A 7,260-nucleotide genomic window follows, 5' to 3' on the forward strand; every position below is an offset into this window, starting at 1 on the left:
ACGCGTGACGAATAAACGGGTGAAGTCGTCCGCATCCGCGCGGCACGCGGACGTTCCGCCGAAAGCATCGGCGGGCGGAAAACCAACTGGAAGAATGTCGCTCGGCCGAACGCCTCTTACCGGGCGGGCGGCGTCACGTCGTCAATCGAAAGGGGTGCGCGCAATGGCGTGGTTTGGCATTTCTTTTGCTCCCCAAAAAGATCGTGCAAGACGTCATCCATGGCGAAAGTCGCACCCGCTCATCATGTCCCCTGAGGCGAGCTGACGACAGCGCCGAAGCGGCGCGTGAAAACAACGTAAAGTATTGCCGTCATTCGTAACAATAGGAAAAAGTCCTAAGCAACTACTTGCGGGGCAAACCGCAAGAACTTGCGTTGCAAGTGCCAGGCGTCTTGCCTGCTGTGACACCCCCGTTTAACGTCGGGAAATGGCACTGGTAATCACGATTCTTGTCCTCCTCCTCGTCGTCGCGCTTTCGGGCGCCATCGTCCGGGTGCTCCCGGTCCGGCTTCCCCTGCCGATTTTGCAGATCGCTCTGGGTGCCCTTCTGGCACAGCCGTTCGGCATGGATGTGGAATTCGACCATGAACTCTTCTTCCTGCTCTTCATCCCGCCACTTCTGTTCGCGGACGGGTGGCGCATTCCCAAGCGCGAGCTGTTCCTCTTGCGCGGGCCCATCCTCGCCCTTGCCGTCGGATTGGTCTTCTTCACGATCCTGGGTGTCGGGTACTTCGTTCACTGGCTGATCCCGACCGTACCCCTGGCGGTGGCCTTTGCGCTGGCCGCCGTGCTCTCGCCGACCGACGCGGTCGCGGTCACCTCGATCACCGGCGAAACGCCGATCCCCTCGCGACTGATGCACGTGCTTTCCGGTGAGGCGCTGCTCAACGACGCCTCCGGCCTGGTCGCCCTGCAGTTCGCTGTGGCGGCGGAGATCACCGGCAGCTTCTCGTTGGGCAAGGCGTCGATCGACTTCGGGGTGATGGCCTTGGGGGGCATCCTCGCCGGCGTGCTGGTGAGTTATACGTTCGGCATCTTCCGCCGGCGCCTGGTGCGCTGGAGTGGCGAGGTGGATCCGGCCAGCCAGGTCGCCTTGCTCCTGCTGCTTCCTTTCGCCGCTTACCTGCTCGCCGAGCATTTTGGCGTCTCGGGCATCCTCGCCGCCGTCGCCGCCGGGATGACAATGAACTACACCGACGTGCTCAAGGGTGGCTACGTAGCCACACGCATGCAGAACGGTGCGGTGTGGTCGATGGTGGAGTTCGTCTTCAACGGCCTGATCTTTCTGTTACTCGGCTTGCAGCTTCCCGGCATCGTCGACGGCGCGAAGGGTGATCTCGCGCAGGCGGGCGGCGGCGAGCTCTGGTATCTGCTCGCCTATGTTCTCGCGATCACGCTGGCCCTGGTCATCCTTCGTTTTATCTGGGTCTGGGTGTCGCTGCGCTTCGTCCTGATGCGCGCGCTTCATCGCGGAGAAAAACGACCCAGGGTGGGAACGCGGATGGTCTGGACCACGGCGCTTGCAGGCGTGCGCGGTGCGATCACGATGGCGGGTGTGCTTTCACTCCCGCTGATGAAGAGCGAGGGCGTGCCCTTTCCCGTGCGGCACCTGATGATCCTTCTCGCCAGCGGCGTGATTCTGTGCACGTTGGCGATCGGTGCGATCGGCCTGCCGCTGGCCGTCAAGGGGCTGAAGTTTCCGGGCGAAGACCCCCGTGTTCGCGAGGAGCGCAGGGCAAGGGCGCTTTCGGCCGAAGCGGCACTGCACGGCATCGCTGACGAACAGCAGCGGGTGGACGAGAGCGGCGACGTCAATGCCATCGCGCTGGCCTCGCGCGTTGCCTCGCGCGTGATGGCGGATTACCAGCAGCGGCTCGAAGCGGCGGGTGATGAAGGAGATGTTCCGCAGAAAGCACGCGCCGAGGCGGGCACGGAGCGCGTCATGCGTCTGGCGGCGCTGCGTGCCGAGCGTCGAGAGTTGTACAACCTTCGTCGAAGCCATGAAATCAATGACGACACGCTGCGTACGTTGATGCGTGAGATCGACCTTGCGGAAGCGTCGCTGACGAGTCTGCATTCCGGGTAGGAGCCGATCATCGGCGAAGGGCGCTCGCCTCAAAGACCAAAAAACGCCTCCGTCGTACGCACACTGGCGTCCGTCAGCGCTTCCTTCGACTCCCCCCGATCGCGTGCCACTTCGTCACGAATGTGCGCAAGGTACATCGGCTCGTTACGTCGGTCCTTGGGCATGGGCCGCACCGTTCGCGGTAGCAGGTACGGCGCATCGGTCTCGAGCATCAGCCGGTCGGATGGAATGAGCTTCACCAGTTCGCGCAGGTGCGCACCACGCCGCTCATCGCAGATCCATCCGGTGATCCCGATATGGCAGTCGAGGTCGAGGTAATCGCGCAATGCCTCTTCGGTGTCGGTGAAACAGTGCACCACGGCGGCGGGAACGCGGTGGCGGTAGCGCTTCAGGATGGCCAGGAAATCGTGGTGTGCGTCTCGCTGGTGCAGGAAGAGAGGCTTGCCCACGTCTACGGCGATCTCCAGTTGGCGTTCGAAGACGACCCTCTGAATGTCCCGTGGGGAGTAATTGCGGTTGTAGTCGAGCCCGGTTTCTCCGACGGCGCGAACTTCCGGCTCCCTGGCGAGTTGCCGGAGCACGATGTCGGTGGCTTCGTCGTAGTCCACGGCGTGATGGGGGTGTACGCCCGCCGTGGCAAACAGGCCGCCGCCGCTGGCTCTGGCTAGCTCGAGCGCGTGCTCGCTTCCTTCCCGTGAGGCGCCGGTCACGATCATTCTGCCGACGCCATGCGCACGGGCGCGGGTCAGCACATCGTCAAAGTCTTGACGGAAGGATTCGTGGGTCAGGTTGGCTCCGATATCGATCAAGTCCATGATTTCTTTCGCTTTGAGACAAGGGTTTGAACGTGAAGACGAGCGTGTTATTGCCACGCAAGGCCATGAATTAGAAGGTCTAATGACATCGCAAACGTGCTGCGTCGGGGTTTCCGGCTTGGCCATTTGGTCTATCGAAAACTTACCGTCAAACGATTGACGTTCGTATTTTCCTGCTGCTAGTTTTCAAAGACGGACGTCAAGAAGACGTCGCTCGGGAGCGCGCCGTTGGAGCTCGAAACCAGTCACACGGATGCAAGGCAGGGGTTTCAAAAGGAAGGCGGCCGGCAACCGGTTCGCCTCACGCAGTACCACGGGCAAGGGGACATACAGATGGTAAACCGCACCGCTGCGGGGACGCTTGTCGACCCGCCGATCCGGAGTTGTACCGCGCCATAAGTCGTCTTCGGATTTTGCGTTGAGGGGAACGTCGAATCCTTCAGGTGTTTGCGCCGGCGAGGGGGCCTTCGTCGGCTGGCGTGCAGGGAGGGGTCCCGGCGCCGCACTAGGGAGGTATGCGTAATGACATCACGAACACTGGCACAGGCCATCGGCCTCGTGCTGACGGGCATCTTCACCGTCGCGGGAGCGGTCCACGCCGCGGAAACCCCTGCGACCCAGGCAACTCCACAGGTCCGCGCCGTCCAGGCCGGACAGCAGGTCGCCATCGACCCGGCGACCGGAAAGATCCGCGCGCCGACCGACGCTGAGCGCGCCGCATACTCCAAGGCATTCCAGGCTCGACAGAACCGGGTTACATCGCTCTCCACGCAACCGCGCACGAACGCCGATGCGGTGAAGACGGCGCGCAAGGTCACCCTCCAGAGCGGAGCGAAAGCCACCGGAATGCGCCTGCCCCAGGAGCGGATGAGCAGCGTTGTCGCCACGCGCGCGGCGGACGGATCCATCAGCATTCACCATGACGACCACGGCGCCCAGGTTGCGCCCAAGGCACCGGAGGTTACCCGATGATCCGCCGCGGCCTTCTCTACTCAGCCCTTCTCGCAGCCGGTCTGTTCGGCGCCATGAGCGTCAGCGCCGCCGAGATCAAGATCGTTAACCAGGACGTCGGTACGGGACAGGGTCTCGACGACCATACGCCCGCCACGCCCGTGGGAGGCAACCCGGGCACGACCTTCGGTCAGCAGGCGCTGAACGTCTTCCAGTTCGCGGCGGACATTCATGGCGCTTACCTGAAGAGCAACGTTACGATCGTCAATAACGCTACTTTCGAGCCGCTGGAATGCGACGCCACGGGCGGTGTACTTGGGTCCTCCGGCCCCTTGTCTGTCTTCTTCTTTGATGCCGCGAACCTTCCGGCGGGTGCCAAGGCCAACACCTGGTATGCCGGGCCGGAGGCCGATGCGCTGGCTGGCGAAGATCTTGACCCGGGCAATGCCGACATCCAAAGCCAGTTCAATGGTGCACTTGGCCAGCCCGGTTGTATCGAAGGTTCGAAGTGGTACATGGGCCTGGATCACAAGGTTCCCGACGGACAGATCGATTTCCTCAACGTCGTGTTGCACGAAATGTCGCACGGCCTCGGCTTCCTGGACCTTACGGACTTGCAGACCGGTCAGGATTTCCCGGGCGACGCCACCTCGCATCCGAACATCTACGGTTCTTTCGTCAAGCATGACGGCACGTTCTGGGACGATCTGACGCCGGCCCAACGCGTGACGGCCGCGCTGGATGATGGCCACCTGGCCTTCGCCGGTGCGACGGTGATTGCTGAAGCCCCGCTCGCGTTGAGCCAGCCCGATGTGTATCGCGTGACCGCCCCGGCTGCCGCCGCCGGCGATTATCTGTATGCCCAGGCCAGCTTCGGCCCGACCGCCACCGCGGCGAACTTCTCGGGCGCCGTGGTGCAGGCTGTGCCGAACGACGGCTGCGCCGCCATCACCAACGCCTCCGCCGTCGCCGGCAAGGTCGCACTGATCGATCGCGGCACCTGCGACTTCGCAACGAAGTCGCTCAATGCCCAGGCTGCCGGCGCTAAAGCCGTACTCCTCGCCAACAACCAGCCCGCTGCGGTCACCCCGGGTGGCACGCCTGTGTCGCCGGTGACCATCCCGGTGATCCTGGTGAACCAGGTCGACGGCAATACGCTGAAGGCGAACCTCGCAGGCCTCACCGGCACCGTGGGCAAGGGCACCGGTCTTGCCGGAACGAATGCCGACGGCGTTCAGATCTATGCGCCGGCGGTACTCGCGGAAGGATCGTCGTTCTCGCATTACGACACGCGTCTGACACCCAACGCGATCATGGAATACGCCATCAACCAGGATCTCCGTGGTGAGATCGACCTCGACCTGGGGCCGGCACTGTTCCAGGATATCGGCTGGGGCATCGACCGCAGCAACCAGCTGCTGCTCACCTGCGACACCGGCATTCCGAAACTCGTGCCGGGCGGCATCATCATCGGTGCCAACGTGATCGCCAACGCGAAGATCCTCGCCGGCAACGCCGCCGACGTGGGCACCTATCGTGCGGGCATCAGGGCGTACGAAGGCCAGCTTGCCGCGGACGGCCTTATCACCGCCGGCCAGGCGACAAGCCTTAACGCCTGCCTGTCCGATGCGGAAACGCAAAAGCAGTACACTGCCTTCGGCCCGCCGCCGGCACCGCCGGCCATCGTGCTCGCCAACAACGCCGCCCTGAACAACCAGAAGGGTGCCGCCGCCTCGACCACCGCGTACCAGCTCACGGTACCGGCCAACGCGAAGACGCTGACCCTGCGCACCTATGGTGGCTCGGGCGACGTGTCGATCTCGGTGACCGATCCGAAGGGTGTGGTGAAAGCGCAGCCCAATCGTCCGGGTAACAGCGAGCCGTTCACGGCCACCAAACCCGCGGCCGGCGTGTGGACGCTGACCGTGAAGGGTGAGAAGGCGTACTCCGGCGTGAGTGTGCTGGGTGCGTACACGCTCTGACGCATGACCTGGAAGAGGCCCCGGTTCACCGGGGCCTCGACCTTCGTGGGGCCCGCTTCGCGGGCAGGGGAACAGACACGACGTTTGGACGGCTGGACGGCTTTCGGGCCACCGGTCTTCGGGACACCTCGTCCGCCGCGGTCGCGACGGACTGGCGATGGGCCGCGCGCCGCGCGCCCGCGCATCGATCGCTAACAAGCGGACATCTGGGAGGAAGGTTCACGTGAATACCATCTACAGCAAGGTCTGGAACAAATCGCTCGGCATCCTGGTCGTGGCATCGGAGCTGGCACGCGCGAATGGAAAGGGTGGCGCCTCCCGACGTCTGCGCGCCGCGATGGCCGCGCTTCCACTGGCCGCCGGCGTGATGCTGGCGCTGGGTAGCGCGCCGGCGCAGGCCGGTAACGTGTGCGGTGGTTATCTGCTCGGTATCCAGGGCAAGGCGCCCATCGCCAAGGGCAGCGATGCCTTCGCCTGTGGCACCTCGAGCAAGGCCGCCGGCAACTACAGCACGGCAGTCGGCACGGCAGCGAACAGCAGCGGCGACTACAGCGTCGCGCTGGGCCAAAGTGCACAGTCTTCCGGCGCCTGGTCGACGGCTCTGGGGCAGAATGCCCGAGCGACCGGCACGAATAGTGTTGCGCTAGGTGAATCGTCGTTTGCCAGTGGATCGGCCAGCTCCGCCTTCGGAACGGACGCGAGCGCCACGGCGAAGAACGCCGTCGCCCTCGGCGATGGGTCAGTCGCCAATCGCGCCAACACGGTGTCGATCGGCAAGGTCAACGAAGAGCGTCAGCTGGTGAACGTCGCCGACGGCACGCAATCCACCGATGCGGTCAATAAACGGCAGCTGGATAAGGTTTCGACCTCGGTGAATGGCATGTCCACACGTGTGGACACGTTGTCCACGAAGGTCGACGGTGTATCGACCCGGGTGGACAACCTCGCGGAAAGCACCAGCGACGCCGCGCATTATTTCAAGGCGAACGGCAACGGTGACGGCAGCGATGATGCGCAGGCCAATGGCCAGTACGCCACGGCATCGGGCTCGGGTGCCTTCGCAGGCGCCGATGGTGCAACGGCGACCGGTAGCGGCGCGGTGGCGACGGGTTCGAACGCCACGGCAAGCGGCTATGGCAGCGTCGCCACCGGACAGAACAGCGCCGCCTATGGTGCAGGTGCGCAGGCCAATGGTCCGGGTAGCGTCGCTGTCGGTGGGGTGGCGGTCGATGCAGACGGCAATCCGCTGATCACGAACGCCGGCGTGCCAGTCGATACCGGCGCGACCAGTGCGGGTGTCGGTGGCACGGCCGTCGGTGCGAGTGCGCAGGCGAGCGGGTTTGCCGCGACATCGCTCGGCGTTGGTGCGTATGCAAGCGGCGCGCAGTCGACCGCCGTGGGTGCGGTGGCGAATGCACTCGGCGAC

The 7,260-nt window shown here is 64.2% G+C and carries 5 protein-coding genes; 4 read left to right on the top strand and 1 reads right to left on the bottom strand.

Annotated features, from left to right (window positions below; all coding sequences use genetic code 11):
* Positions 1-427 precede the first annotated feature (427 nt).
* Entirely contained in the window at positions 428-2,086 is a 1,659-nt protein-coding gene (locus HB634_RS22690; protein WP_213950219.1) for a Na+/H+ antiporter, read from the top strand.
* Between the two features lie 29 nt (positions 2,087-2,115).
* Here the strand turns inward: HB634_RS22690 and HB634_RS22695 are convergent, their stop codons facing one another.
* Complete coding sequence (locus HB634_RS22695) at positions 2,116-2,901, bottom strand: TatD family hydrolase (protein WP_213950220.1); 786 nt, start codon at positions 2,899-2,901, stop codon at positions 2,116-2,118.
* A 522-nt stretch (positions 2,902-3,423) separates the two neighbouring features.
* On the opposite strand from HB634_RS22695, the gene HB634_RS22700 reads away from it, so the two are divergent.
* From HB634_RS22700 to HB634_RS22710, 3 genes are all read left to right on the top strand, one after another.
* Positions 3,424-3,873, top strand: coding sequence for a hypothetical protein (locus HB634_RS22700; protein ID WP_213950221.1), 450 nt, complete (start codon positions 3,424-3,426; stop codon positions 3,871-3,873).
* Complete coding sequence (locus HB634_RS22705) at positions 3,870-5,834, top strand: PA domain-containing protein (RefSeq protein ID WP_213950222.1); 1,965 nt, start codon at positions 3,870-3,872, stop codon at positions 5,832-5,834. Before HB634_RS22700 ends, HB634_RS22705 begins: the two co-directional genes overlap by 4 nt.
* A 223-nt stretch (positions 5,835-6,057) precedes the next feature.
* Positions 6,058-7,260 (top strand): ESPR-type extended signal peptide-containing protein (locus HB634_RS22710; protein WP_345777529.1); only part of this gene is annotated, 1,203 nt, incomplete at its 3' end.

This window comes from Luteibacter sp. dw_328 (assembly GCF_018449605.1).
Classification (GTDB): Bacteria; Pseudomonadota; Gammaproteobacteria; order Xanthomonadales; family Rhodanobacteraceae; genus Luteibacter.